This is a genomic window from Bosea sp. AS-1, from assembly GCF_002220095.1.
Classification (GTDB): Bacteria; Pseudomonadota; Alphaproteobacteria; order Rhizobiales; family Beijerinckiaceae; genus Allobosea.
This window is the reverse complement of sequence record NZ_CP022372.1, coordinates 665139-689884: the sequence shown is the minus strand read 5'-3', so window position 1 is coordinate 689884 and position 24746 is coordinate 665139. Positions and strand designations below refer to the sequence as shown.

General features: G+C 66.9%; 25 protein-coding genes, 1 tRNA gene and 1 pseudogene. 20 read left to right on the top strand and 7 right to left on the bottom strand.

Translation table 11 applies throughout. The annotated features are described in order from the left end of the window. The first annotated feature begins 56 nt into the window (after positions 1-56). Positions 57-662 carry an FMN-dependent NADH-azoreductase gene (locus CE453_RS04970; RefSeq protein ID WP_089173581.1) on the top strand — a complete coding sequence of 202 codons (606 nt, stop codon included), beginning with the start codon at positions 57-59 and terminating at the stop codon, positions 660-662. 77 nt (positions 663-739) lie between these two features. Here CE453_RS04970 and CE453_RS04965 read toward each other — a convergent pair whose 3' ends face one another. Beyond that, on the bottom strand, positions 740-982 hold the full coding sequence (locus tag CE453_RS04965; RefSeq protein ID WP_047574439.1) for a DUF2312 domain-containing protein: 243 nt from the start codon (positions 980-982) through the stop codon (positions 740-742). A gap of 234 nt (positions 983-1216) precedes the next feature. On the opposite strand from CE453_RS04965, the gene CE453_RS04960 reads away from it, so the two are divergent. The 3 genes and pseudogenes from CE453_RS04960 to pyk all read left to right on the top strand — a co-directional run bounded on the left by CE453_RS04960 (position 1217) and on the right by pyk (position 4482). Next, on the top strand, positions 1217-2521 hold the full coding sequence (locus CE453_RS04960) for a glycerate kinase type-2 family protein (RefSeq protein WP_089173580.1): 1305 nt from the start codon (positions 1217-1219) through the stop codon (positions 2519-2521). Between the two features lie 2 nt (positions 2522-2523). Then, positions 2524-2970, top strand: a pseudogene (locus CE453_RS04955) (DUF1036 domain-containing protein); the annotation flags it as partial. A 72-nt stretch (positions 2971-3042) separates the two neighbouring features. Beyond that, positions 3043-4482 carry a pyruvate kinase gene (pyk, locus tag CE453_RS04950; RefSeq protein WP_089173578.1) on the top strand — a complete coding sequence of 480 codons (1440 nt, stop codon included), beginning with the start codon at positions 3043-3045 and terminating at the stop codon, positions 4480-4482. A 74-nt stretch (positions 4483-4556) separates the two neighbouring features. Here pyk and CE453_RS04945 read toward each other — a convergent pair whose 3' ends face one another. After that, positions 4557-5195: a tetratricopeptide repeat protein gene (locus CE453_RS04945; RefSeq protein WP_089173577.1), complete on the bottom strand. Its 639-nt coding sequence runs from the start codon at positions 5193-5195 to the stop codon at positions 4557-4559. A 135-nt stretch (positions 5196-5330) separates the two neighbouring features. Beyond that, the gene (gene ykgO / locus CE453_RS04940) at positions 5331-5456 is read right to left on the bottom strand and encodes a type B 50S ribosomal protein L36 (RefSeq protein WP_055726794.1); all 126 of its coding nucleotides are present in this window, start codon (positions 5454-5456) and stop codon (positions 5331-5333) included. 243 nt (positions 5457-5699) lie between these two features. On the opposite strand from ykgO, the gene CE453_RS04935 reads away from it, so the two are divergent. The 3 genes from CE453_RS04935 (at position 5700) to CE453_RS04925 (ending at position 6764) form a co-directional block, all read left to right on the top strand. Then, positions 5700-5909 carry a hypothetical protein gene (locus tag CE453_RS04935; RefSeq protein ID WP_089173576.1) on the top strand — a complete coding sequence of 70 codons (210 nt, stop codon included), beginning with the start codon at positions 5700-5702 and terminating at the stop codon, positions 5907-5909. Positions 5910-6115: 206 nt separating this feature from the next. After that, positions 6116-6493, top strand: a complete 378-nt coding sequence (gene hisE / locus CE453_RS04930; RefSeq protein ID WP_089173575.1) for a phosphoribosyl-ATP diphosphatase — start codon at positions 6116-6118, stop codon at positions 6491-6493. A 194-nt stretch (positions 6494-6687) separates the two neighbouring features. After that, positions 6688-6764, top strand: a tRNA-Arg gene (locus tag CE453_RS04925). Positions 6765-6857: 93 nt separating this feature from the next. Here CE453_RS04925 and CE453_RS04920 read toward each other — a convergent pair. Together CE453_RS04920 and CE453_RS04915 are read right to left on the bottom strand one after the other, a co-directional pair. Further along, a complete protein-coding gene (locus CE453_RS04920) occupies positions 6858-8033 on the bottom strand; it encodes an OmpA family protein (RefSeq protein WP_089177708.1) in 1176 nt (391 codons plus the stop codon). Positions 8034-8082: 49 nt separating this feature from the next. Further along, positions 8083-9537 (bottom strand): caspase family protein, encoded by a 1455-nt coding sequence (locus CE453_RS04915; protein WP_089173574.1) that lies wholly within the window; start codon positions 9535-9537, stop codon positions 8083-8085. A gap of 149 nt (positions 9538-9686) precedes the next feature. Between CE453_RS04915 and CE453_RS04910 the strand changes: the two genes are divergently transcribed. Genes CE453_RS04910 through CE453_RS29245 form a run of 3 tightly spaced genes read left to right on the top strand, consistent with a single transcriptional unit; the run spans position 9687 to position 13181 of the window. After that, on the top strand, positions 9687-10967 hold the full coding sequence (locus CE453_RS04910; RefSeq protein ID WP_198302263.1) for a DUF4399 domain-containing protein: 1281 nt from the start codon (positions 9687-9689) through the stop codon (positions 10965-10967). Beyond that, positions 10964-11419: a DUF4399 domain-containing protein gene (locus CE453_RS04905; protein ID WP_089173573.1), complete on the top strand. Its 456-nt coding sequence runs from the start codon at positions 10964-10966 to the stop codon at positions 11417-11419. The genes CE453_RS04910 and CE453_RS04905 overlap by 4 nt, the downstream gene beginning before the upstream one ends. A gap of 40 nt (positions 11420-11459) precedes the next feature. After that, positions 11460-13181, top strand: coding sequence for an SUMF1/EgtB/PvdO family nonheme iron enzyme (locus CE453_RS29245; RefSeq protein WP_089173572.1), 1722 nt, complete (start codon positions 11460-11462; stop codon positions 13179-13181). A gap of 186 nt (positions 13182-13367) precedes the next feature. Here CE453_RS29245 and CE453_RS04895 read toward each other — a convergent pair whose 3' ends face one another. Beyond that, positions 13368-14252 (bottom strand): LysR family transcriptional regulator, encoded by an 885-nt coding sequence (locus CE453_RS04895; protein ID WP_089173571.1) that lies wholly within the window; start codon positions 14250-14252, stop codon positions 13368-13370. Positions 14253-14410: 158 nt separating this feature from the next. Between CE453_RS04895 and CE453_RS04890 the strand changes: the two genes are divergently transcribed. From CE453_RS04890 to CE453_RS04845, 10 genes are all read left to right on the top strand, one after another. After that, on the top strand, positions 14411-15568 hold the full coding sequence (locus tag CE453_RS04890; protein WP_089177706.1) for an NAD(P)/FAD-dependent oxidoreductase: 1158 nt from the start codon (positions 14411-14413) through the stop codon (positions 15566-15568). Continuing rightward, positions 15565-15831, top strand: coding sequence for a 2Fe-2S iron-sulfur cluster-binding protein (locus tag CE453_RS04885; RefSeq protein ID WP_089173570.1), 267 nt, complete (start codon positions 15565-15567; stop codon positions 15829-15831). Before CE453_RS04890 ends, CE453_RS04885 begins: the two co-directional genes overlap by 4 nt. Further along, a complete protein-coding gene (locus CE453_RS04880) occupies positions 15824-17110 on the top strand; it encodes an FAD-dependent oxidoreductase (protein ID WP_089173569.1) in 1287 nt (428 codons plus the stop codon). The genes CE453_RS04885 and CE453_RS04880 overlap by 8 nt, the downstream gene beginning before the upstream one ends. 13 nt (positions 17111-17123) lie before the next feature. Continuing rightward, positions 17124-18521, top strand: coding sequence for an aldehyde dehydrogenase family protein (locus tag CE453_RS04875; protein ID WP_089173568.1), 1398 nt, complete (start codon positions 17124-17126; stop codon positions 18519-18521). A 20-nt stretch (positions 18522-18541) separates the two neighbouring features. Continuing rightward, complete coding sequence (gene dapA, locus CE453_RS04870) at positions 18542-19450, top strand: 4-hydroxy-tetrahydrodipicolinate synthase (RefSeq protein WP_089177705.1); 909 nt, start codon at positions 18542-18544, stop codon at positions 19448-19450. A gap of 124 nt (positions 19451-19574) precedes the next feature. Further along, positions 19575-20402 (top strand): transporter substrate-binding domain-containing protein, encoded by an 828-nt coding sequence (locus tag CE453_RS04865; RefSeq protein ID WP_089173567.1) that lies wholly within the window; start codon positions 19575-19577, stop codon positions 20400-20402. A gap of 47 nt (positions 20403-20449) precedes the next feature. Then, the gene (locus CE453_RS04860) at positions 20450-21112 is read left to right on the top strand and encodes an amino acid ABC transporter permease (RefSeq protein ID WP_089173566.1); all 663 of its coding nucleotides are present in this window, start codon (positions 20450-20452) and stop codon (positions 21110-21112) included. A gap of 14 nt (positions 21113-21126) precedes the next feature. After that, positions 21127-21906 (top strand): amino acid ABC transporter ATP-binding protein, encoded by a 780-nt coding sequence (locus tag CE453_RS04855; protein WP_089173565.1) that lies wholly within the window; start codon positions 21127-21129, stop codon positions 21904-21906. Next, positions 21899-23047 carry a saccharopine dehydrogenase family protein gene (locus CE453_RS04850; RefSeq protein WP_089173564.1) on the top strand — a complete coding sequence of 383 codons (1149 nt, stop codon included), beginning with the start codon at positions 21899-21901 and terminating at the stop codon, positions 23045-23047. The genes CE453_RS04855 and CE453_RS04850 overlap by 8 nt, the downstream gene beginning before the upstream one ends. Then, positions 23044-23769 carry an aspartate/glutamate racemase family protein gene (locus CE453_RS04845; RefSeq protein WP_248307949.1) on the top strand — a complete coding sequence of 242 codons (726 nt, stop codon included), beginning with the start codon at positions 23044-23046 and terminating at the stop codon, positions 23767-23769. Before CE453_RS04850 ends, CE453_RS04845 begins: the two co-directional genes overlap by 4 nt. A gap of 60 nt (positions 23770-23829) precedes the next feature. Here CE453_RS04845 and CE453_RS04840 read toward each other — a convergent pair whose 3' ends face one another. Next, positions 23830-24642: a GntR family transcriptional regulator gene (locus CE453_RS04840; RefSeq protein WP_089173563.1), complete on the bottom strand. Its 813-nt coding sequence runs from the start codon at positions 24640-24642 to the stop codon at positions 23830-23832. Positions 24643-24746: the final 104 nt, after the last annotated feature.

The following is a 24746-nucleotide window of genomic DNA, read 5'->3' as shown; positions in this document are numbered from 1 at the left end:
CGTGAACCACTATGTTGCCCGCCATCGAGATCACTCCTTTTCGGGAAACATCATCAATGGCCACTGTCCTCGTCCTCAACAGCAGCGCCTCCGGTTCCTCTTCGGTGTCCAGGCAGCTGGTCCAGAGCACTGTCGACCACCTGCGCCGCCAGAATCCGGGCCTCCATGTCGTCGAGCGCGACCTCGACGCCACCCCCGTCCCGCATCTGAACGCGGAGACCACGGCTGCCGTGCGTGCCGGCATCAATGAGACTCCCGCCCAGCGCGAGGCCCTCGCCCTCTCCAACGCTCTGGTCGAGGAGCTGAAGGCGGCCGACACCATCGTCATCGGCGCGCCGATGTACAATTTCGGCATTCCCTCGACGCTGAAGAGCTGGTTCGACTACGTGCTGCGCGCTGGCGTCACCTTCAGCTACAGCGAAGCCGGCCCCGAGGGCCTGCTCAAGGGCAAGCGCGCCATCGTGGTCGAGAGCCGCGGCGGCCTCTACAGCAGCGGGCCGGCGCAGGTCATGGACTCGCAGGAGCCGCATCTGCGGACGATGCTCGGCTTCGTCGGCATCACCGACGTCACCTTCGTTCGTGCCGAGAAGCTCGCTTTCGGCCCCGAGGCTCGCGAGGAAGCGATCCGCAACGCCAATGCGGAACTCGCCGCCGTCGCCTGACGCAAACCTTCGGACAAAGAAAAAGCCCTGCACCGCTCACTGGTGCAGGGCTTTTTTGTTCGTCTGATCCGACGCGCTCAGGCCGTCTCGCCGACCGCCTGCAGGTAGAGGTCGAGGATCGCCTCCTCCTCCTTGCGCTCGTCGAGGTCGCGCTTGCGCAGTGCCACGACCTTGCGCAGCACCTTGACGTCGTAGCCGTTGCCCTTGGCCTCGGCATAGACTTCCTTGATGTCGTCGGCGATCGTCTTCTTCTCTTCCTCGAGCCGCTCGATGCGCTCGACGATGCTCTTGAGCTGATCGCCCTGAACCGGATCGTCCATCTCATATCCTTCCGGGAACTGAAAATTCGGCCGGCAGCGTTCGCGCGGATGAGGCCTGCGCGTCAAGCCGCAACGCGCGCGTCCTCAACAGTTGCGATGCCGCAGCTCTCTCGAAAAGTATGACTAAATCGCCAAAAGGCAGATGACGCCGGCCGACACCCGGCCTAAGACTCGGCTGAAACAGCCGCTTCATCGGCGGCGAGCCTTTACCGGTGGCAAGGGGCGAAGCGCGGCGTGCGGCAATCATCCAGCGACATTTCCGGGCTGCGCGCCACCGCGCGGGCGATCTATGACGCCGCCGTGGCGCGGGCTCATCCCGCCGGCTGCCTGGTGCCGCATTTGCCGCCCGCCCCCACGCGTGGCCGCCTCATTCTGCTGGCCGCCGGCAAGGCCGCGGGCAGCATGACCGCCCTGGCCGAAGCGCATTATCTCGACGGCAGCCTGCCGCCCGACCGGCTCGTCGGCCACGCCGTCGCCCGCCACGGATACACCGCTCCGACCCGGCAGATCCCGATGATCGCAGCCGGCCACCCTGTTCCGGATCAGGGCAGCGTCGACAGCGCTCGCCGTGCGCTCGAGCTCGCCGCCTCCGCCACCGTCGACGACCTCGTTCTCGTCCTGCTTTCCGGCGGCGGCTCGGCCAACTGGGTCGCGCCCGCCGGAGAGCTCACGCTCGCCGAGAAGCAGGCCGTGACCAAGGCGCTGCTGCGCTCCGGCGCGCCGATCGGCGAGATGAACATCGTCCGCAAGCGGCTCTCGCGCATCAAGGGCGGCCGGCTCGCGCTGGCCGCGTCACCGGCGAGGCTGCTCACGCTCGCCATCTCGGACGTGCCCGGCGACGACCCGGCCGCGATCGCTTCTGGCCCGACCATTCCCGATCCGAGCACGATGGCCGATGCCCGCGCCATCGTCGCCCGTTACAAGCTCGACCTGCCGCCGGCCGCTCGCGCCCTGCTCGACGACGACGCCAGCGAGACGCCGAAACCTGGCCACCCGGCCTTCGCCAACAGCGAATACCGCATCATCGCCCGCCCGGCCGATGCGCTCGCCACCGCCCGCGCCACGGCGCAGAAGGCCGGCTACGAGGTGATTGACCTCGGCCCCGATCTCGAAGGCGAGGCGCGCGAGGTCGCCGCAGCCCATGCGCAGATGGCGAAGCGCCTGAAGGCGGAAGGCCGCCGCGCCGCCATCTTGTCCGGCGGCGAACTCACCGTGACCTTGCGCGGCTCCGGCCGCGGTGGCCCCAGCCAGGAATATGCTCTGGCCCTCGCCATCGCGCTCGCCGGCGAGCCCGGCATCGTTGCGCTCGCCGGCGACACCGACGGGACAGATGGCGGCGGCGGCGAGGCGACCGACCCTGCCGGCGCCATCGTCGATCCCCAGAGCTTGACGCGAGCCGCCGCGATCGGCCTTGATCCTGCCCGATCCCTCGCCGACAACGATTCGACCGGCTTCTTCGAGGCGCTCGGCGATTTGCTGCAGCCGGGACCGACCCTGACCAATGTCAACGACTGCCGTGTCATCCTGATCGAACCGTGAGAATGCCGGGATATCCTCGAACGGCCGCCTGTCTGATCGCCGCCTGTGGCGCCTTCCTGCTTCTGGGGGCGCTGCCGGCGAAGGCGGATCTGCGCATGTGCAACACCACCTCCAGCCGTGTCGGGGTCGCCATCGGCTATCGCGACGCGCAGGGCTGGACGACCGAGGGCTGGTGGAACATCAGCCCGCGCGGCTGTGAGACGCTGCTACGCGGCACGCTCGCAGCGCGGTATTACTATGTGCATGCCGTCGACTATGACAAAGGTGGCGAATGGACGGGAAAATCCGTCATGTGCGTGCGCAACAAGGAATTCACGATTCGCGGCATCGAGGATTGCCTGGCGCGCGGCTATGACCGCGCCGGCTTCTTCGAGGTCGACACCGGCGAACAGAAGAGCTGGACCATCCAGCTCACCGATACCACTGGCGGACCTCCGCCTCCGCCCCGGCCCTGAGGCCAGGCTGAAGCGGACAAGAACGAGAGAATGGCGGCAGGCACGAGCCCGCCGCAGGGGAAAACGATGAAGCGCGAACGCCGGATCAAGATCATTGCCACGCTGGGGCCCGCCTCCGCGACCGAGGAGATGTGCGCCAAGCTGTTCGAGGCCGGCGTCGACGTCTTCCGCATCAATATGAGCCATACCCAGCGCGAAACGCTCAGTGAGAAGATCGCGATGCTGCGCGGGCTGGAAACGAAGTTCCGCCGGCCGGTCGGCATCCTCGCCGACCTCCAGGGACCGAAGCTGCGCGTCGGCCAGTTCGGTGGTGACGGCGGCGCGCTGCTGGAGAAGGGCGCGCGCTTCATCCTCGATTCAGACCCGGCTCCGGGCGACGCCAAGCGCGTCCACCTGCCCCACCCCGAGATCCTGAGTGCGCTCGAGCCTGGCCACCATCTCATTCTCGATGACGGCAAGCTGCGCCTTGTCGTCGAGACGGCGACGCCGAAGCAGGCCGTGACCAAGGTGCTGGTCGGCGGCCGGCTGTCCTCGCGCAAGGGCGTGAGCCTGCCCGACACCACCATCGCCGTCTCGGCCATGACGGAGAAGGACCGCGCCGATGCCGAGGTCGCGGCCGAGGTCGGCGTCGACTGGATTGCGCTCTCCTTCGTGCAGCGGCCCGAGGACATGGCGGAGCTGCGCAAGATCGTGCGTGGCCGGGCGCTGGTGCTGGCCAAGATTGAGAAGCCGCAGGCAGTCGCCCGACTGGAGGAAATCATCGACGCTTCCGATGCCCTGATGGTCGCGCGCGGCGATCTCGGCGTCGAGATGCCGATCGAGAAGGTGCCTGGGACGCAGAAGCGCATCACCCGCCTGGCCCGGCTCAAGGGCAAGCCCGTCGTGGTCGCGACGCAGATGCTCGAAAGCATGATCACGAGCCCGGTGCCGACCCGGGCCGAGGTTTCCGATGTCGCCACTGCGGTTTTCGAGGGCGCCGATGCCGTGATGCTCTCGGCCGAAAGCGCAGCCGGCCAATATCCCGTCGAGGCGGTGGCGATGATGAACCGCATCGCCGAGGAGGTGGAGGGCGACACCGTCTATCGCTCGATCCTCGAAGCGCAGCAGGCGGAGCCGGAAGCCACAGGCGCCGACGCCATCGCCAAGGCGGCCCACGAGATCTCCGAGGCGCTCAACGTCAAGGCGATCTGCGCCTGGACCTCGTCTGGCTCGACCGCCTTCCGCATCGCCCGCGAGCGGCCGAATTCGACGGTGATCGCGCTCACCCCGAACCGCGCCACGGCGCGCCGGCTCACGCTGGTCTGGGGCGTCCACGCCATCGTCACCAAGGATGCGAGCGACGCCGACGACATGGCGTTCCGGGCCTGCAAGTTCGCGGTGCGCGAGCACTATGCCAAGCTCGGCGATCGCGTCATCGTCGTCGCCGGTGTCCCCTTCGGCACGCCGGGCGCGACCAATATGGTCCGCATCGCCTTCGTCGCGCAGGAGCACGTCGCGAAAGCCTGAGGGCTTTCACCCGGCGACGGGTTGCTGGCTTACAGAGGCGTCCAGGCGCTGCCGGCAGACGACGCCGGCACGCCTCAGGTATCGCGCCCGTCGACTTCGTATCGCAGGGAATCGACGGCCTTCTTCACCGCCTCGAACTCGGGGTAGACCTCGAGCGCCTTGCGGAAGGCGACCATCGCCGCCTTGTCGTCGCCCTGCTGGCGCAGGATGATCCCCAGGCCCATCATCGCACCGTAATGGCGGGGCTCGCGCTTCAGCGCCTCGCCGATATCGACCATCGAGCGGATCGGATCGCCGGCGATGTAGAGCGCGTTGGCCCGCTGGTTCCAGGCCTCGGCCCAGTCGGGCTGCAGGCTGACGACGCGATCGAGCAGCTCGATCGCCAGCTCCGTCTGCTTGGCCTTGAGCGCCTCTTGCGCCCGCGTCATCAGCAGATCGGCCGTATCGGAGCCCGAGCGTGCCCAGCGCCGTTGGATCAGGCTGGCGACGCCCTTCGCTTCCTCCGGCGACTTCGCATCATGCAGCCGCTGGAACAGCCGATCGAGCGTCGCGGCAGGCGTGCGTGCGGCAGGCGCTGGCGGCTCCGACGGATTCTCCATCTTGTCCGAGGGCGCGAGCGCGCCCGGCCGCTGCGGCGGCGTGGCCTGCGCCATCGCCCCCGCGGACGTCAGCGCCAGAGCCAGGAAAACGGAGCCGATGCGGAATGCGCTCATGGAATGGAATGTAGTCCGCCTGCCCCGGACGTCAAATCACGCCCCGGCGAGGCAACGCAAAAAGCGGGCACGCCATACGGCGTCCCGCTTTGCAAAGTCCCGGCTCGTCGCGCGGCCTCACGGCCGCGAGAAAGCTCAGCCCTGGCGCGCCTTGAAGCGCTTCTGGACCTTGTTGATGATGTAGATGCGGCCCTTGCGGCGCACCAGCTGGTTGTCGCGATGGCGCGCGCGCAGCGACTTCAGCGAATTGCGGATCTTCATCGTACCAACTCCATCGGCTCATCCTTGCGGACGCGCCGGTCGAAAACGGACAGTCTGCGAAGCGAGCCTCGCGGCCCTCATCGCCCATGACAATGGTGCGACTGTTGCGATGCCGGCTGTATACGGATTTTTCCGTGGATCGCAAGTGGGATCGCTGCCCAACCCGCAGGAAATCCGCTTTCCTGTCGGGGAACCGGGACGACGTCACCGCGTTTCGATCCTCGCTCACACGGAGAACCTCACATGCGCCTGCCCCTTCTCGCCTCGGCCTTGGCCGCCACACTGATGCTCGCGGCCTGCGGCAACACCGTCGAGCAGCGCATCGGCGGTGCCGCTGTCGGCGCCGGCACGGGTGCCGTCGTAGCCGGACCGGTCGGCGCCGTCGTCGGCGGAGCGGCCGGTGCCGTCAGTGGTCCGAGCGTCGTGCGCGCCACGCGCCGCGCCACGCGCTGACCGAAGCTCCGATCTCCTTCCGCCAGAACAGCGCGGCTTGCTATCGACCGGCTGGCCGCGCCGCTCTCTGGCGGCGGGACATGACTTTCCGGCTATGATCTTCCGGAGAGTTGGCCCGCGGCACGTCGAGCCGTGCCGGATAGTCGTACCTCGCCCCGTGACGGCACTGTCATTAAACTCTCATTTGCGCGCTCGACGCTCGGACCATGACTGATTCGGTCCAGAGACTTCACGCCGCCATCGCGCAGGCCCGCGGGAACGACCCGTCCCGGTCGCGCACCGCCAAGCTCTTCGGCGGCGGCCTGCCCAAAATGGCGAAGAAGGTGGCGGAGGAGGCCGTCGAGACCGGCATCGCAGCCCTGCAAGGCCAGAGGCATGAGACGATCCTGGAAAGCGCCGATCTGATCTACAATCTCGTCGCCCTCTGGAGCGCGATGGGCATCGAGCCGGAAGACGTCTGGAACGAGCTCGACCGCCGCGAGCAGCTCTACGGAATCGCCGAGAAAATCCCGAAAGCCCCCGTCCCTACTCGCCCCAAAGTCCGGCAGCCGGGAAAACTGACCGTCGGCACATCGGCCCGCTGACTCCGAAGAACGCGTGGTCGCCATGCCGAAGAACGCGTGGTCGCCATGCCGAAGAACGCGTGGTCGCCATGCCACCGCTATCCACAGCGAAGGCCGTTTGCACGGGCTCGTCATTTTCCGGTTGCCAAGACGAAAGCGAGCGGCTATTCCCCCCACATCAGGCCAGACGCACATGCGTCTTGACGCTCTGAGACGCGCCCGTAGCTCAGCTGGATAGAGCATCAGACTACGAATCTGAGGGTCAGAGGTTCGAATCCTTTCGGGCGCGCCATTTTCTTCCTGCCAAATCCCCTTCAGATGCCTGAACGGCAAGCGGTCTTCGACCTTTGACCGTCCTGCCCCGCAGCGCGAATGCTTGGCATCGTCAGCAGCCGATTACTTTGAACTCCACTCGCCGATCGAGCGCGTCGCTGCTGTCGTCCTTGCCGGTTCCGATGAGATTTTCCTTGAAGCCGCGCCCGGTCGCGATGATGCGGCTGCGATTCTCGGGGGCACCGGTCAGTAACAGGTCCATGACGAACTGGGCGCGCAGTGTCGACAGACGCTCGTTCACCTGCGGCAGCCCGGTGTGCGATGTGTGGCCGACAACCTCCAGGCAGGCGCCCTTCTGGCGGGCGTGCGTGGCGATCTGGCTCAGCCACATCGGATAGGGCTCGGTGATCCGTGGATCGTCGATGAACTGGGTGGTGCCCGGCTTGAACAGCAGCTTCACCATCAACTGGTTGGTGCCGAGGCCGTAATCGACGAGATCGCCGAAGGCATCGACCATGTCGTCGCGCCGGGCTAGCTTGCTGGCGGCGAGATAGGTCCCGATCCTGACCCGATGCTGCTCACCGCCCGGCAGTTTGCGCGCGGCGCGATAATAGGCCAGAGCCTCGCGGAAATGCTGTGACTCATAGGCAAGGATGCCGTCATTGACCAAGGCATTGGCCGTCAACCGTTCGACATAGGCCGGATCGATCGCCTCGCCGAGCTTCGTGCCCTGACAGGTTTTGACATAGGCGCTGGTGGCGGGGTCCTGCGCCCAGAGCGGCGACTCGCGATAGAATGGGGTCGGCGTCACGTCGACGCCCTCGATCTGAGCGCGCGCCACGCCCTTCGAGACGACGCTGTTCGACTTCAGATCGGCCAGCGTCAGGCAAATCCGGTAGGCATCCTTCGGGCCATCGGCCACGCCGCTGTTGTTCACCGCCGTGAAGGTTCCGACCAGCACGACCGGCTTGCGCGCGAGCGTCTCGCTGTCGAAGGCACGGATGGCGAAGCGCGGATAGGATTTGCGGGCGATCTCGATCAGGGTCTGCTGCATCGAGCGGGTGGCTGTCGACTGCGAGCCGGAGGCTGCGTCGATCAGCGGATCGATGACGAGGTCGATTTGCCGGTCGGTGAGCGAGGCCTTGCCGAAGAGATCGTCGGCCGCCTTCTGCAGCGCCTGCTGGAAAGGCACCGGCGTGGGCGGCGGCGATTGCGCCCAGGCAGGGGCGGCACTTGCCAGAAACGCCGGCAAGGGCAGAATCCAGGCGAGGCGCGTGACGGTCGACATCTTCATTCCTCCCCATGCCGGACTTTCACTTCACCCCATTCGACATCACTCAGCGGCATTGCTGAAGCTGCTCGCGCGCCAGGGGCGTCAGGTCGCCGAGTTGGGCGCGTAGCAGAAGCTCGCTGCAATTCGCCTTGCCTGGCGCCCCGGCGGCCGGAGTGTCGGCGCGGCGCTCGATCGGGCGCGGCGCGCTCGCCGGCATGGCTTGGGGCTGAGCCGAGCGATCCGGCGAAGAGGGCACCAGCGTACCGAGCCGTGCCGCCAGTGCCTGCTCGACATTGCGGCGCTCCTCGGCCAAGCGCTGCTTCTCGGCTTCGAGCCCGGCCAGCTCCTTCTCACGCCGCGCCAGTTCGTCGGCGAGACGGGAGCGCTCGGCCGTGTCCTCGGCCGGTGGCTTGGGCGGACTCGGAGCCGGCTTCACCCGCGGGATATCTCCGGCCGCGGGCGGCAGGGCGCTCGCCTGGTTGCGTTCCTGCCGTGCGAGATCGGTCGCCGCCTGCTGGCGCCCCTGTTCGGCCCGTTCGAGACGTTCGAGCAGTGCGTGTTCACGCTCCGCGAACTCGCGCACCAGCCTGTCACGTTCGCTCGTGGCGAGCGAGCGGCGCTCGATCAAGTCGAGACGCGTGCGCGCATCGACGGCGAAGAAGCTCGCCGGATAGCGCTGGATGAAGTCGCGCAGCGCCCCTGGCTCGTCGCTGGCGCGGATACGCTGCCAGACATCGGCATCGGTCTCTTCGCGGTTGAGGTAGAAATCGCCGAGCAGCGAAAGCGAGAGCTCGGGAGTCTGGCGGCCGGAAGTCGCATCATAGACGCTCTTCTGGACACGGCGGAACAGGGTCGCCACCTCCAGCCCCGGCTGGTCGATCTCGCGCACCAGAGCCGCCGTGAACGGGCTGTTGCGGCCGGCTCCATCGGCAGCGACGTCGTTGGCCTGCGTCGCATAGGCGATGACCATTCCCTGTGCCCGCGCCACCGGGGCGAGGCCGGAGCTCACCGAGAAGCCCCGCGTCGCCTGCCGCCTGGCGAGCTGGTTGACGAAAGGATTGTTGCGGCAGGCGTCCAGCACCATGATCTTGACGCCCTTGGCATAGTTCAGGGCCGTGACGACGTCGTTCAGGCGCATGGTCTCGTACTGGACGCCGACCTCGTCCTCGATCTTGGCTTCGATCGGCACCAAGTAGTTTTCGCCGTTGAACTGGAAGCCGTGCCCGGCGAAGTAGAACATCGCGGAATCGGCATCCTGCGCCAGACGGGCGAAGCGCGTCAGCAGCGCGTCCATGCCACGCTTGTCGAGATCGATCCCGTCGATCACCTCGAAGCCGACTTTGCGGAGCGCCGCGGCCATATCGCCGGCATCGTTGACCGTATTCGGTAAAACGGGCGCATTGCGGTAGCTGGAATTGCCGATGACGAGCGCGACACGACGCTCCGGAGCCGGCGCGGCCAGGGCCAGACCCGTCAGCATCAGCATGATCAGCCCGCAGAGTCTGGCGATGAGGATCATGATCCCCTTCCTCGCATCAGGCTAGCGCATGACTTGGCCGAACTCCAGAACAAAGCCACTCCAGCTACGTCAATGCCAAGTGTTCCGCTTGAAGGAGCGAGGACACGCTGGTAGCCTCTCTGTATTCGTCTCGTGGATGGGAGACGTCGATGCCGTTGAGGATGCCTTGCCTCGTCCCCGTCCTGGTACCGGCGGCCCTGGCTTGTGCCTTTGCCATGGCTCTTCCGGCCGGCGAGGCAGCGGCCCAGGCGCGCGCGATGCAGCGCAGCCCGGCCCCGGCAACCGCCAAGCTCAGCTTCATCGGCCTCGCCAATAATGACCGCGTCCCCGGCAAGTTCATCGTTCGCTTCGCAATCAGCGGCATGGAGGTCGCTCCCGCCGGGCAGACCAGACGCAATTCCGGCCACCATCATCTGCTGATCGACACCGATCTGCCGCCGCTCGACCAGCCTATCCCGAGCGATTTCAACCACATCCATTTCGGTGGTGGGCAGACCGAGGCCGAGATCGCACTGACGCCCGGGCGACATACGCTCCAGCTTCTCTTCGCCGACCATAACCACGTGCCACATGACCCTCCGCTGGTGTCCGAACGGATCACTGTCGAAGTCGCGGCCGATCCTACCGAGAAGCCGCGCTCCGCCGCCGCTCCGGGTGCCCGCGTCTTCTTCATCGATCTCAAGGACGGAGCGACGATCCCGACCCGTGCGAAGATTCGCTTCGGCAGCGAGGGTATTGCCATCACGCCCGCCGGCACGGCGAACCCAAATGGCGGTCACCATCATCTGCTGGTCGACACCGAAGTGCCCGCGCTCGACCGCGAGATCCCAAGCGATTTCAACCATCTGCATTTCGGACGCGGCCAGACCGAGGTCGAACTCTCGCTCCCGCCGGGCGAGCATACGCTGCAGCTCCTCCTGGGCGACCACGAACATGTTCCGCATGATCCTCCGGTGATGTCCGAGCGGATCCGGGTGCGTGTCGTCGACACGGAGCGGGCCGGTCCCGCGGCGCCCGCAGCTCCGGTGGCAGGGGCAGGGCGCCCGCGGACAGCTTCGCCCAACGATGCCGCCGTCTACTTCATCTATCCGAAGGATGGGGAGACGATCTTCCCGAGCTCGACGATCCGTTTCGGCTTGCGCAACATGGGCGTCGCGCCGGCGGGCGTCGCCAAGCCGAACACGGGCCACCACCACCTGCTGGTCGATGTGCCGACCCCGGCGCTCGACGAGCCGATCCCGTCGGATCTCAACCACATCCATCTCGGCGGCGGCCAGACAGAACGGCGCATCACCCTCTCGCCCGGCAAGCATACGCTGCAGCTGCTGCTCGCCGACGAGAACCATGTGCCGCACGATCCGCCCGTCATGTCGGAGCGTATCACCGTCATGGTGATGCCGGGTGGTGGCAAACCGACGAGGCGTCGATGAGAACCTCGCGCCGCATCGTAGTCGCCCTCCTGGTGGCATGTTCGCTCGCCGCCCTGCCCCTGCTCTGGCCGACCGAGGTGCTGGCGCAGGCTTCGAGGCGACAGAAGGCACCGCCCGGCGCGCAGGTCTATTTCCATTATCCCCTCGACGGGCTGCACGTGCCGGAGCGCTTCACCGTTCGGGTCGGCCTGCGGAATATGGGCGTCGCACCGGCAGGCGTGGAACATGCGGCGACCGGTCATCACCATCTGCTGATCGACACCGATCCAGGGCCGCCCGACCAGCCGATCCCGTCCGATTACAACAATATCCATCTTGGCAACGGTCAAACGGAGGTTGTCGTCACCTTGCCGAAGGGGACACATACCCTGCAGTTATTGGTCGGAGATCATACTCATACGCCGCATGATCCGCCCGTGATGTCGAAGAAGATCACGATCTATGTGCGCTGAGACGGCAGCGGGCCGCGCCCCGAGACGCCGCAGATGACGAATGGTCGCTAGCATGGACTGGTTGCGCTCCTTCTTCCTCGCAGTCGCGCTCGTCGCGCTTGCTGCAACGCCTGCCCTGCCGCAAGAGGCTGCGCCGAGCCCCCGCATTGCGCTGGTGATCGCCAATGGCAGCTATCCCGATGCGGCCATTGTCCGCTCACCGGCACAGGGACGCGCCGTCGCGGAGGCTCTGCGCGAAGGCGGCTTCGAGGTAATCGCGCTCGAAAACGGCGGTCGCGCAGAAATGCGACGGGCCATCGCGGAGTTTGCCGGCAAATTGCGCCTCGGCGCGCAGGCCATCGTCTTCTATTCCGGCCATGCCGTGCAGCAACGCGACCGCAATTTTCTCGTGCCGACGTCGTCGCACCCGGTGCAGGACGCAGTCGACCTCGACGAGATCATCGACCCGCTGATCATCGCCAAGCCGTCGAGCGCCCTCGTGCTGATCGACGCAAGCCGCGACAATCCCTGGCAGGCACGCGGGAAAGGCCTGCGCGCGACCGAGCCGCTCGAGACCGTTGCGGTGATGTTCACCGCCGCGCCGGGAAAAACCGTCGCGGACTCCGGCTCTCGCGGCAATCAAGCCATCGACGAATGGCTGAAGGTGATCCGTACGCCCGGCCTCGACATGGTGACCGCCCTCGCCCGCCTACGTGAGGCCGTCGCGCGGACGAGCCGGCGCAGTCAGCAAATCTGGCTCTCATCCGAACCGCCAAAGGGGCTCGTGGTGACGCCGGTCGGCCGCCCCGTCGCAATCGCCGCGGCGAACCGCGCCGTCATCCTGCCCCCGAGCAGCTCCAAGGCCACGCCGGAAGCCTTCGAGCTCGCCTTTTGGGAATCGATTCGCAACAGCGAGAATGCCAGCGAATATCGCGCCTATCTCGATGCCTATCCGAATGGTCGTTTCTCAGCGCTCGCGCGTGCCCGCGAACAGCTCTACCGCGGCAAGCCCGGGACGGCCGCAACCGTTGCTTCGGTTGCTCCGCCTCCTGCCGCCGTATCGCCGTCAAAAACGGGCCCCGTCCGCGATTGCAGCGACTGCCCCGAGCTGATTGCGATTCCGCCCGGCTCCTTCCAGATGGGTTCGAACGATCTTTACGAGTTCGAGAAGCCCGTTCACCCTGTTGCCATACGCGGTTTCTATCTCGGCACGCGGGAGGTGAGCTTCGAGGAATGGGACCGCTGTGTAAGCGAGGGCGGCTGCAACTACCGGCCCGACGACCGCGGGCTCGGACGCGGAAAGCGCCCCGTCACGGATGTTCACTGGAACGACGCCAACGCCTACCTCGCCTGGCTCTCGGCCAAGACGGGAAAGCGCTACCGACTCCCCAGCGAGAGCGAATGGGAATATGCCGCGCGCGCCGGCACGACGACGGTCTATCCTTGGGGGCAGACCATGGAGAAGGACCGCGCGAATTGCATAGGCTGCAACGACCCGCCGCGCCGCAGCGCCGTTGCGTCGGGCCAGTACCCGCCCAACGCCTTCGGCCTTTACGACATGGCCGGCAACGCGGCCGAATGGGTCACGGATTGCTGGAGCGAGACATACCGATCCGCACCGCGCGACGGCAGTGCCTATGTGGTGCCCGGTTGCCGCGAGCGCGTGCTGCGCGGCGGCTCCTTCAACAACGATCCACGCTATCTGCGCTCAGCCGCCCGCTTCAAATACGAGGCCGACGTGCGCTTCTACACCAACGGCTTCCGCGCGGCGCGCGAGCCCTGACGACCGCGCGTATTCAGATCGATTTCGCGAGCCGAATGGCCGCCGTTCCGTCGGCGGGTGCACTACAATCCCGAGGGCATGCTGCCACTTCCGAAGGAAGATGTCGGTCGTGCCGACAGTCGAAAACTCGGAATATCGGTTCGGCGAGACGGATCGGATCGTCCCGCCTCGTGCCGATGCGAATTTTCATCCCACCGCGGACGTGAAGCCCACGCAAAGCTGCCGAAGCGCAACAACGTAAGGGTTGCGCGCCAGAAAGCTGGCTTCGCCAAAATAGATCGGAATTTCGGGCAGTTCCGGCAGATCGATCGCGGTGATCGTGGTCTCGGTACCGTCCATGCACCAGGCTGGAATGATCGCATAGCCGAGGCCGGCCTCGACACAGCGCTTCACGCTGGAACTGCCCGATGTCGAGATGGCGATCTCCATCTCGGCACCTTCGGGGCTGAGATAGTCGATGGCGAGATTGCGCAGGAGCTGGCCGGGTTCATAGGTGATGAAGGGCCTCTCCCGTACCCATTCCCTGAGAGCCCCAGCCGGCGGACGCCCCCATTCGCGCGGTACCACCAGCGCCGGCCGATAGGTGCAGATCAGATGCTGCGGCACATTGGGGTCGCCGAAATAGCGCTCGGTAATGCACAGGTCGAGGCTGCCATCCTTGATCATCTCGGAGAGTGCGGTGTCCCGCTCATAGGCGATGATCTCGACCTGCGGGAAGAGCTCGCGGAACCGGGCCAGGATCGGCGGCATCAAATAGAAGAAGATCGCCTGAGGCAGGCCTATGCGCAGCACCGGCCGCTCCTTCTGGAGCGTGCGATCGAGCCGGGTCAGCACGGTATCAAGCTCCGGCAGTAACAGCTTGTAGAGGCTGCGGCCGCGCGGCGTCAGCGTCACCGTCTTGGCGCCCTGCTCCGAGACGACCAGCCGCTCAGCCAGCAATTGCTCGAGGCGCCGCACATGGTTGGCGGCCGACTGGTAGCTCATGCCGAGCTTGCGCGCCGCAGCCGAGTAGGACCCGTCGCGCGCGACGATGAAGAACGTCTGGATGAGCGTCAGATTGGCTTCGCGCATGATCCCTACCGTGGGCCGGCCTGTCATTCCTACCTACAACAGCTCGGCTTTCGCCACTTGCAAACAATGTGGCAAGTCGAGACGGATCATTTGCATCGACCCGACAGGTGAAGCCGACGAAGTTCGGGCCATCGCTCGCTGGGACGAACCGCTTCGGCATGGCTTCCTCTGCCTCCATACATGTCGCCGTGATCGGCGCCGGGATCGTAGGCGCCGCCGCCGCGCATTTCCTGGCGGCGGCCGGCGCCCGCGTGACGCTACTCGATGCTTCCGGGCCGGCGGCGGGTGCAACCGGCGCCTCCGATGGGGCTGTCTCGGTCGCCAGCAAGCGGCCGGGCCCGATGATGGACCTCGCCCGCCATGCCCGCGCCTTCTACGCTCGCTGCGAGCAGGATGGACTGTTCCGCGGCCTGTTCCATCGGCGCTCGACCTTCCTCGTCGCCCGAACGCCGGTCGAGGCCGAACTCGTCACCCAGCACGGTGCCGACCTCGCCAGGGCGGGCGAGCGGGTCGTCGAGATCGACCGTGCGACGCTTCTGGCCCGCATCCCGGGTCTGGGTGCCAGTGTCCGCGCCGCGCTCGAAATCCCCGATGACGGGCACGCACTGGGCTATGAGATCACCGAACGCCTCCTGCGCCGAAGCCGGATCGATATCCGCAGAGGCTCACCGGCGTCCGAGATCGTCATGCAGGCCGGGCGCGTCGCAGGCGTCGCGGTTCGGGACGATTTGCTCTCGGCCGACGCAGTGCTCGTCGCAGCCGGCATCGGCTCGGCGCCACTGCTCGGCCTCGGCGACATCCTGATCCCACGCAAGGGGCAGATGGCCGTGACCGACCGCGCCAGCGGCGCCGGCCCGGCGATAGACGGCCATCTGATGGCGGCCTCATACCTCGCGGCCAAGCGCGGCATCGTCCGCGGCAACGGTCATATCGGGTTGGTGATCGACCCTCTGATGACGGGCCAGTTCCTGATCGGCGGCAGCCGCGAGGATCACCGCAGCGACCACTCGACCGATGCCGTGACTATTGCGGCGATCCTGCGCGAGGCGCTCGACCTCTATCCCCCGCTTGCTCATCGCCGCGTACTGCGCAGCTTCGCCGGGGTGCGGACCGCATCTCGCGACGGGCTGCCGATCGTCGGCCCGCATCCGCAGCGCGCGGGAATGGTGATCGCCACCGGCTTCGAAGGCGACGGCATCTGCCTCGGCCCCTATATGGGCGCCAGCGCCGCTCGCCTTCTGCTCGGCGAGAAACCCGAGGTCGATCTCTCCGCCTTGTCGCCGCAACGCTTCGTCCATTCCGAGGCGCACGCATGACGGGCCACTTCTTCTGGAACGGCACGCCGGTGGCTTTTCAGCCGGGCGAGACGATCGCCGCGGCGATGCTCAAGGCGGGGATCGTCAATCTCGGCCGACACGACGACGGTCCGCCGGGTGGACGCATCTTCTGCGGCATCGGCGCCTGCCAGGGTTGCATCGTCGCCGTCGCGGATGCGGCGCCGGTCGAAGCCTGCCTGACACCTGCACGCGACGGCCTCCGGCTCGGCCCTCTGCCCGCGATCGGAGCCGACCATGGCTGAGGCGCCCATCCTCGTCATCGGCGGCGGCCCGGCGGGCGCAAGCGCAGCAGCGACGCTTGCGGAGTCCGGACTGCCCGTCCGCCTGATCGAACAGCGCGACCAGCTCGGCGGCGCCATTCATCGCCAGCCGGCCGCCGGCTCCGAAAACCCGATCTGGCGACCCGCAAGGCATCGCCGCAGCTGGGTCACGTTGATGGCACGGCTCCGCGCCTCGGCCGACCGGATCGAGATGAAGACCGAGACCATCTTTCTCGGGGTCGATGGCGAAGGCAGGTTCCTGTTCGACGATCGCCGCGCCGATCGCGTCTTCGCGCACCGTCCACGGGCAGCGATCATCGCAGTCGGTGCTGTCGAGACGATCCGCCCCTTTCCCGGCTGGGAATTGCCCGGTGTCATGACGGTCGGCGGCGCGCAGGTCTTGCTGAAGGAGACCGGCCGTCCACCGGAAGGACCGATCCTGATTGCCGGCAGTGGCCCCTTGCTCCCTGCACTCGCAGCCCAGCTCGCCCGCGCCGGCAATCCACCGGTCGCGGTACTGGAGCGCGGCCGGCCCTTGCGCGCATCGAGGGCATTGGCTCGTCTCGCCTTCTCCGCTGGCCCGATCGGCGAGGCCGCGGTCTATGCGGCGACGCTCGCAGTCCATCGCATCCCCTATCGCTGCGGCGCCGTCGTCACGCGAGCCGAGTCGGATGGCGACGGTTTCAAGGTCAGCATCAGCGCCGGCCCGGGCGAGCAAACCCTGCGCGTCCGGCATCTCTTGATCCATGACGGCATCGAGCCGAACCGGGCCGGAATTCCGCTGCCTGCTCCGGACGCGCGCGTACCGATCCTGCTGGCGGGCGACGGGCGCGAGGCACTGGGTGCCGACGCCGCGCTGCTCGACGGCCGACGCGCCGCGCTGCAGGTACTGGCTCGCCTTGGCCGGGCCGGCACGAACCTGTCGGCAGAGGAAGGTGGCCTGCAGCGGGCACGCGACTTCCAGACGGCGATCGCGACAGCCTTGCATGGCGAACCTGCTGGGCCAACGCCCGAGACTCTGATCTGCCGCTGCGAAGGGCGCAGCTATGCGGATCTGCAGGCCTTGGCCGAGGACGCTTCTGTCCGCGAGATCCGGCTGATGGGCCGCTTCGGTCTCGGCGCCTGCCAGGGGCGCTTCTGCGGCCCGATGATCGCGGCCCTCAGGGGCCGGCCGCTGCCGGCCCCCTCTTCCCCGCGCTGGCCCCTGCGACCGGTTTCGGTCGCGGCGCTCGCCCGCCTCACCGCCGATGAAACGGAGTGACGTCACCGTGACCATGTCTCTCGCCAAGCCCGCCCGGGCGACTGCCACCCCTTTGGTCGAGGTCGTCAATCCGTTCGACGGGTCCGTCGTCGGCAAGATCCGACAGGCCGACGAAGTCGCCGTCGCCGAGGCTTTGCGTCGGGCCCGCAAGGCATGGTCGGCTTTCCGTTTCAGCACGCCGTCCGAGCGCAAGGCGTTGCTGCATCGCCTCGCCGACCGCCTCGGGGACGAGGCTGAAGCGATGGCCCGGACGATCTGCGCCGAGGTCGGCAAGACGATCACCGAGGCCCGCAACGAGGTCCGCCGCGCACGTAACACGCTGCGGCTGAGCGGCGATGCCGTCACGGTGCTGCACGGCGAGGTGCTACCGACCGCCATCGTGCCGGGCGCGCCGGACAAGCAGGCGGTGATCACCCATGAGCCGGCCGGGGTCGTCGGCGCGATCACGCCGTTCAACTATCCGCTCAACCTGCTCTGCCACAAGCTCGGCCCCGCGATCGCCGCCGGCAATGCCGTCGTCGCGAAACCCTCGCCGAAGGCGCCTCTCGCCGCGCAGCGCCTGGCGGAACTTGCCGAAGAGGCGGGCTTCCCGGCAGATCTGTTCGGCATTGTCCATGGCGGAGCCGAGGTCGCGGCGATGATCGCGAGCGGCGATATCGACCTGCTCAGTTTCACCGGCGGCCCCGCTGCGGGCTTGGCACTGAAGAATGCGTCTGGCCTCGTCCGCTGCCTGATGGAGCTCGGCGGCAACGACCCGCTCATCGTCATGCCGGATGCCGATCTCGACCGGGCAGCGGAGGTCGCGATCACGCACCGCTTCGAGATTGCCGGCCAGAGCTGTGCCGCGGTGAAGCGGCTCTATCTGCACGACGCCATCCGCGAGACGATGATCGAACGCATCGCTGCGCGGGTCGCGAAGGTCACGACCGGCGACCCGGCCGATGCCGGAACGGTCATGGGCACCGTCATCGACGAACCGGCGGCCGCGGAGGTCGAGCGGCGTGTGAAACTCGCCGTCGCGGACGGCGCCAGGATCATCATCGGCGGAGGCCGCCACGGTACGCAATTCGCCCCGACGCTGCTCGACGCCGTCCCGGCACAGGCCGAACTCGTCCGCTCCGAGACCTTCGGGCCGGTGCTCGCGATACGCCGTTTCAACGATCCCGGCGCGGTGATCGCCGAGATCAACGCCGGAAGCTACGGGCTGCAGGCCGGACTCTTCACCAACGACCACGCGCTGGTGAAGCGCGTCGGGCGCCGGCTGCGCGTCGGTGGCGTGATGATCAACGAGGGTCCGGATTTCCGGGCCGAGAACGTGCCCTTCGGCGGCATCAAGTCGAGCGGCCTCGGCCGCGAGGGCATCCACATGACCCTGCGCGAAATGAGCGAAACCAAAGTCGTCATCGACTGACGATGCAAGGAGCCAATCCGATGATCGATCCCAAACTGCGCCAGCGTTTGACCGGCGTCTTCACCGCTCTGGTCACGCCGTTCCGCAGCGGAGCAGTGGACAAGCCGGCGCTCGAAAGGCTGATCGCGGCACAGCTCGCGGCCGGTGTCGCCGGGCTCGTGCCGGTCGGCACGACCGGCGAGGCCGCGACGCTCAGCGACGACGAGGCCGAGGACGTCATTCGCACCACGGTCAAGGCCGCGGCCGGGCGCGCCTTCGTCATGGCCGGCGCCGGCTCGAATGCGACGCGGCTGGCCGTCGCCAAGGCCGAACGCGCCCAGGCTGCCGGTGCCGACGGCCTCCTGCTCGTGACGCCCTATTACAACAAGCCCTCGCAGGACGGTCTGTTCGACCACTTCTCAGCCATCGCCAAGGCCGTCAGCCTGCCGATCATGCTCTACAGCGTGCCGGGGCGCACCGCCGTCGAGATCGCGCCGGCGACGGCCGCGCGGCTGGCCGCGGCTCACTCCAGTATCGTCGGCATCAAGGAGGCCGGTGGCAAGACTGAACGCGTCACGGAGCTGCGGCAGGCGCTCGGTCGGGATTTCGTGATCCATTCGGGCGATGACGGCCTGACTTTGCCTTTCCTTGCCCTCGGCGCCGATGGCGTGACGAGCGTCGCCTCGAACCTGCTGCCGGCTGAGGTGGTCGCGCTGTGCCGGGCCTGGTTCGCCGGCGATCCGCGCGAGGCCCGTCGCATCCACGAGGCCCTTTTCGACGTCGTCGGCCATCTCTTCATCGAGAGCAACCCGGTGCCGGTGAAGACCGCGCTCGCACGGACCGGCCTGATCGGCGCGGAGCTTCGCGCGCCGCTCGCGGCCCTGCGCCCCGAAAATCTGCAGGCGCTGGAAGCAAGCCTGCGATCCTTCGAGAGCCGGGCGAACATATAAGAAAACCGGTAGGAGGACGCCCTACTCTCGCATTGTCCGCGCAAGTGCGTCGCCTAGGCTCTTGGCGTCCTGACCACCAGCGCAAGACCGAACAACATCGGCAAGGGAACGGAGTGGAAAGCTCATGAAATCGATCATTCGCGCCATCTGCGCCGCCAGCTTGGGATTACTGGCGCTTCAAGCCTCGGCCCGGGCGGAGGACACCATCGAGGCCATTCGCTCGCGCGGCGTGCTGCGCATTCCGGGGATCATCAACGAGGACCCCTATTTCAACAAGGATCCGCGCTCCGGCGAGTGGCGCGGCTTCGCCATCGAGATGGCCCGCGACATCGCCAACACCCTCGGCGTCAAGCTGGAAGTCGTCGAATCGAGCTGGCCCAACTCCATTCTCGACGTGCAGAGCGGCAAGGCCGACCTGGCGCTGGGCGTCACCGCGACGCCGCAACGCTCGCTCTCGGTCGCCTTCTCGGCTCCGACCTATTTCAACAGCTTCATCATCGTCTCGCCCAAGGCGGAGCTCTCGAAGCTGAGCTGGGCCGAGCTGAACGACCCGAAATACACCTTCGCGGTCGATCTCGGCTCCTCGCAGGACCTGATCGCCCAGCAATACCTGCCCAAAGCCAAGATGCTGCGCTTCAAATCGCGCGACGAAGCCATCGTGGCCGTGGTCAGCGGCAAGGCCGACGGCCTCGTCAACACCATGCTGAACGGCCTCGTCATGAGCAAGAAGGCGAGCGGCATCGGCAAGGTGATGGTCCCCTCGCCGGTGCTGTCGACGCCTTCCGTCGTCGCCATGAACTGGAAGGCCGACGAAAAGTCGCGCGCCTTCATCTCGGCCTGGGCGGAATACAACCGCCGCATCGGCAACAACCAGACCTGGATCGTGAAGAGCCTGGCGCCCTTCGGCATCACGCTCGACGACATGCCCGAAGGCTTCGGCTTCGGCGGTTAAAGCAAAGGCGGCCCGCAAGGGCCGCTTTCACGAAAGGCTGGCATGATATGTACACGTGGAGCTTCGCGCCGATCCTCCAGGCGAGCGATCTTTTCCTCTGGGGCGCCTGGATCACCATCGTCTACACGGTGGCCTCCATCGCCATCGGGCTGGTCCTCGGGCTGCTCCTGTGCTTCGCACGGCTTTCCGGGATCGGGCCGCTGAGCTGGCTGGCGCAGGGCTTCCAGGAGCTGTTCCGCTGCACGCCACTGCTGGTGCAGCTCCTGTGGATCTACTACGCCCTGCCTTTGCTGCTCGGCTTCGACCTCGCCAACTGGGCGGCGGCGCTGATCACGCTCTCTCTCTACGCGGCGGCCTTCTATGCCGAGGTCTTCCGCGGCGGCATCGTCTCGATCGACAAGGGACAGTCGGAGGCAGGCTCGGCGATCGGCATGTCGAATTGGCAGGTGATGCGCCGCATCGTGCTGCCGCAGGCGATCCGCCGGATGATGCCGGCCTTCATCAACCAGTCGGTGACGCAGTTCAAGAACACCTCGCTGATCTCGGTGATCTCGGTGGCGGAACTCACCTACATGGCGAGCATCGTCAACGGACAGACCTACCGTCCGCTGGAATCCTACACCGTGCTCGCGGTGCTCTACTTCGCCATCCTGTTCCCGATCACGAAGTTCGCCGACATCGTCGAGAGCCGGACTCGCAACAGCCATTGAGCGAGGACCATTCCATGACTTCCGTCCCCACACAGGCCACGCGCGAAACCGTTCTCGAGGCCCGCGGCATCGTCAAGCGATTCGGCGCCCTGACCGTGCTGCACGGCATCGACCTCTCGCTGACGAGCGGCGAAGTCGTCGCGATCATCGGCCCCTCGGGCTCCGGCAAATCGACCTTCATCCGCTGCATGAACATGCTGGAGATGCCGGATGCGGGGGAGGTCAGCTTCCGCGGCCGCCGTGTCGGTCCGAAGTTCCGCGGCGCGGGCGACATGCTCGGGCTCGGCGAATTGCGGCGCCATGTCGGCATGGTGTTCCAGCATTTCAACCTGTTTCCGCATATGAGCGTCTTGGAGAATGTGATCGAGGGGCCGGTGACCGTGCAGCGCAAACCGCGCGCCGAGGCCGTCGACATCGCGATGGACTACATCGCCAAGGTCGGTCTGGCCGAAAAGCGCGACGCCCGGCCGGACCAGCTCTCGGGCGGGCAGAAGCAGCGCGTCGCCATCGCCCGGGCGCTGGCCATGCAGCCGGATGCGCTGCTGCTCGACGAGATCACCAGTGCGCTTGACCCGGAACTCGTCGGGGAGGTGCTCGGCGTGGTGCGTGGCCTCGCCGAACAGGGCATGACGATGGTGCTCGTCACGCATGAGATCTCCTTCGCTGCCGATGTCTCGGACCGCGTCGTCTTCATGGAAGCCGGCCGCATCGCCGAGCAGGGCAGCCCGGAGCGCATCCTGCACAACCCCGACAACGAACGTCTCAAGACCTTCCTCGCGCGCTTCCATGGCTGAGCGAACCGCAAACGAGCCCCGGCCGTTCAAGGTCGTCATCGTCGGCGCCGGGCGGATCGGCATCGCGCTCGCGCTGCAACTGCGCGAGGCGCCGGAATTCGAGCTCCTCCTCGCCGATCCCACGGAACCCGGGCGCCGGAGGGCCAGGCCACTCGCCCTGCCCTTCGCCGAGGCCGACCCGGCTCATGCCGCCGATCTCGACCGGGTTCTGGCGGAAGCGGATGCCGTCATCGCGGCCCTCCCCTCCCCGGCGACGCCGATGGTCGCGGCGGCCGCACGACGCCGGGGCTGCCACTATCTCGATCTCGGCGACGACGGCGCAGCGCTGGAAGCGGTCCGAAACGAAGCCCATGCAGCCTCCGGCTGCTTCGTGGCGCAATGCGGCATCTCGCCGGGGCTGGTCTCCGGGCTGGTGCTCGACCTCGCCGCGCGTTGCGAGGGCAAGCCGGATATCGAGGTGCGCATCGGCGGGCTGCCGCAGGCGCCGTCGGGACGGCTCGGCTACGGGCTGATCTGGGATGTCGACGCGACACTGCGCGAATATACCCGCGCCTCTCTCGCCTTGATCGACGGCCGGGAGGCCGAGCTCGCACCACTGTCGCAGGTCAGCCCCCTGAGCCTCGAAGGGCGCGACTACGAGGTCTTCGTCTCCGGCACCATTCCGGCGACGCTGCGCCGGCGCCTGGCCGGAACGATCGGAAACCTGACCTCGCACACGATCCGCTATCCCGGGCATGCCGACCAGATGGCGTTCCTGCTGGACGAGCTGAAGCTGCGCGAACGCGTCTATCTGCTGCGCAACCTCTTCCTCAATGCCTTGCCCGAGATCGCGGATGACCGGCTGCTGATCTCGATCACAGCCACCCCGCGCGGCGCGGCAAGCGGCGACGGCGCGGATTTCCTGCGGGAGGTCGAACCCCTGACGATCGACGGCGTCAGCATCGGAGCGATGCGGCGCACGGCGGCCTCGCACGTTGCGGCCGTGCTCGATCTGCTGCGCCTCGGACTCATCGGCAAACCGGGCCTGCTGGCCCAGGAGGACATTCCGCTGGCGCTGCTGCGGGACAATCGTTTCCTCGCCTGGTTCTTTGGGGCCGCCGCTGAGGCCGCACGGCCGATCGCGGTGGGAGCGCCAAGATGACCGGCACCGACTTCAAGTCGATGGGAGGCGTCGTGAACGATCTGGGCATCGGCGTGCTGATGCTCGACACCCATTTCCGCCGCCTGCCCGGCGACATCGGCAATGGCCGGACCTGGCCGTTTCCGGTGCAATTCCGGGTCGTGCGCGGCGCCGACCCCGCAGCCATCGTCCATGGCCGCCCGGAGGAGTTCCTCGAGCCCTTCATCGCCGCGGCTCTCGATCTCGTCGCCTGCGGGGTGCGGGGCATCACCACCAGTTGCGGCTTTCTGGCTCTCCTTCAGAAGGAGCTTTCCGCCGCACTGCCGGTTCCTGTCGCGACGAGCAGCCTTCTGCAGGCGCCGTTGATCGAGGCGATGCTGCCCGCCGGCCAGCAGGTCGGCATCCTCACCTTCGCAGCGGAGGCCCTGACAGCGCGTCATCTGGAAGCCGTCGGCGTGCGCCCCGATACTCCCATCGAAGGGCTGCCTCCGGAGAGCCTGTTTCGCCAAGTCTATGGCAATCGCGGCGGCGCATCCGACGTCGCCCAGCTCGAAGAAGAAGTCGTGAGCGCGGCCCGCGCCTTGGTCGACCGCCATCCGAACGTCGGAGCGATCCTGTGCGAATGCACGAATCTTCCGCCTCATTCGGCAGCGATCGCCGCCGCCACCGGGCGCCCGGTCTTCGACATCATCGGGTTCGTCGAATGGTTCGGACGCGCGATATCGCCGCCGATCTACCGTTGAGATTTGATCAGGGCGGCCGATCTGTCAGAGGCGCCCAGCAAGGACGCGGCGGGTGCGGACCTACCTGACTTCATTGACATAGGCGTGGGCGCCAGTCGTCGCGCGGTGCCAGCCGAGGATCGTGGGTATCCCGGCCTGATCATATGCGACTTCGTCGATCGTGAGCACGGCTTCGCGTCCCTCCAACTGGAGCAGCGCGATGTCCTCATCATCGGCGAGGTCGGCCGTAATCTGCTCGCGAACCGCGGAAATCCGGATGCCATAGCGTTCGAGCAAGTGGAGATAGAGCAAGGGTGGCAACTCGGCAGTGTCGCGCGGCCAGCCCGGAAGCCTCTCCTCCGCCAGCACCAGCTTGTCGTGCATCACGGGTCGACCGTCGGCATGGCGGATGCGGTGGATTTTGACGACCCCGCCGGTGCGGATCTGCAGCGCTGCGGCCTGCGCCGGTGTCGCAGGTGAGCACCCGACGTTCAGGAACTGACTGGTCGAGCGCACGAGACTGCCGTCGGCGCGGTGCAGCCGGAAATACTGGAAGAAGAAACGCAGGCTGTGATGGGGGGTGCGCCCCGTCACGACCGTGCCGGTCTTGCGGCGTCGTGTCAGCAGGCCTTCGGCGACCAGGTCGCTCATGGCGCGGCGGACGGTACCGACCGCGACACCAAACCCTTGCGCCAGCACAGTCTCATTCGGCAGGACCATACCGGGCGGCCAGTCGCCGACAAGAATGGCTTCCGACATGTGCCGTTTCACGCGCTCATAGAGCGGTGCGGCCTCGCCGGCGCTGAAATTCGGCAGGATCGGCACGGATGCCCCGGTGCTGTTGCCTGTTCCGGCGGCAGCACGCGTCGTTTTTTTGGCATTGACAGGGGGCATGCCGTCGGATCCTATTTCTATATAGTTTATATGAAAGAGGGAGGTCCGCAAATGGCTTTGCCAACTGCGGCGGTTCGGGGTCTCCATCGCAGATCGTGCCAGCG